2 protein-coding genes are annotated in these 1,525 nt (G+C 58.9%); both read right to left on the reverse strand.

Features of this window, described 5'->3' with window-relative positions:
- On the reverse strand, positions 1 to 245 hold a 245-nt coding region (locus tag EN935_RS35475), incomplete at its 3' end, for a Rieske 2Fe-2S domain-containing protein (RefSeq protein ID WP_164771659.1).
- A 137-nt stretch (positions 246 to 382) separates the two neighbouring features.
- Positions 383 to 781 (reverse strand): hypothetical protein, encoded by a 399-nt coding sequence (locus EN935_RS41115; protein ID WP_164758025.1) that lies wholly within the window; start codon positions 779 to 781, stop codon positions 383 to 385.
- Between the last annotated feature and the right edge of the window lie 744 nt (positions 782 to 1,525).

The raw sequence follows: 1,525 nt of genomic DNA on the forward strand, positions 1-1,525 counted from the left end.
CGCAGATCGAAGCACGCGTGATGCCAGGGGCACCTGACGGTATCCTCCACCACGAGACCGTCAGCGAGCGGCCCGCCGTAATGGGTGCATGTCGCGCTGACCGCGAACACCTCGGTTCCACAGCGCACCAGCAGCACCTGGTCGTCGCCACATCGGCCGACAAGCTTTCCGCCATCAGGAAGGTCGGACAACGCGATGCCCTGGGCCAGATCCGGTCCGACTGATTTGGTATGGCCTTCAGCCATTTTCTTCTCCCTTGGTGAACTGGCGTCAAAATCGCTCGTACGGCGAAGCGCCAATCCCCGCTGCTTCGGGATACCTTCTGCCTGGCTCGCGCGCCTTCAGGTCCTTGGCACCATTTGCGCCAAATATTCCGACCATGTCACGCATTGGGGTGAGTGGTTTTCACACTGCAGCTTCCCGCCATCGACGGTATCATGCAAACGAATTTAATCGGTAATTGAGTGCAATTTTTATGATGGCTTCCTTTAGCAATTCCACTGCGCGCAATTAAAGGATCGCTTGCCCGTCTTACCCCAGTCGGCGAGGAAGGACCCCAGACCGTTGTCGGTGAGCGATGTTTGGCGAGATTTCTGAGCGCTGCTGGTGGAACGGTCGCGATATCGGCGCCTGCCATCGTCCGCCTGTTTGACATCGAGGGGTGCGGATTGAGATCCGTGATCGGCAGCATGTAGATGGTGCTGACAAGCTTGCCGTCGTGGTCATAGGCAAGGAATGGACCCCCCGACAATGTAGTCGGATCGACGAAGAGATGGTCCATGGAAAGCGGGCAATCACAAGCTTGTTGACCTGTTCGTCACGAGCAGCTGTTCTCCACAAAGGGAAAGCATTCGGCCTTGTCGAGAATCTCAGTCACGCTTGCACGGAGATCGGGGCTGGACGAGCAGATGGTTTTCCGTAGTCTTTTGCACCGCGGTCCTCGGCTCGACGGGTGTCGGCCATGGCGTTGCTTTCCCACACGCTTTGTTCGAGATGATCTCTTCGCCTGTTGCGGTTTCACGCGACTGGCTCCGCCTATCGATTTCGACGGACCAGACGACGATCCCGTCGATATCGTTTACACCTTGCTCTGGCCGCGCTCCGCCGTTTCCTGCCTTCCTTCCAGCTCTTCCGCAGGTGTGCCGGGTGGTTCGAGCGCCTCGGACCCGAGAGGGACTGCGAGAGGCACAGTCAGCCGGTGAGGCGATGGGGATCCTCGAAGCTGACGCGCGTCCGACCATTTCCACCAATTCCGACATTTGCCAGGCCGGGCTTGGCATTGTCATGCCTAGGCAGTTGGGCAATGCCTAGACCCGCAAGTCGCGGACGCACGCCGCTGGCATTGCGTGGACAGTGACCTCGGCTGCGGTTCAAGCTTTCTGTTCATCGCATCGCGGCCTGCCTTCTTGATGGTGCGCCATACGAAATGCCCAACCTGCCGAGGCTATGAGGCATTCCGAAAGCCTCGGCCTTCAGCAGAGTGCGGTTCAGCAGAAGGCTGCCAATGCATTGCGCCCCCGTTCAT

Source organism: Mesorhizobium sp. M7D.F.Ca.US.004.03.1.1, from assembly GCF_003998635.1.
GTDB classification, from domain to species: domain Bacteria; phylum Pseudomonadota; class Alphaproteobacteria; order Rhizobiales; family Rhizobiaceae; genus Mesorhizobium; species Mesorhizobium loti.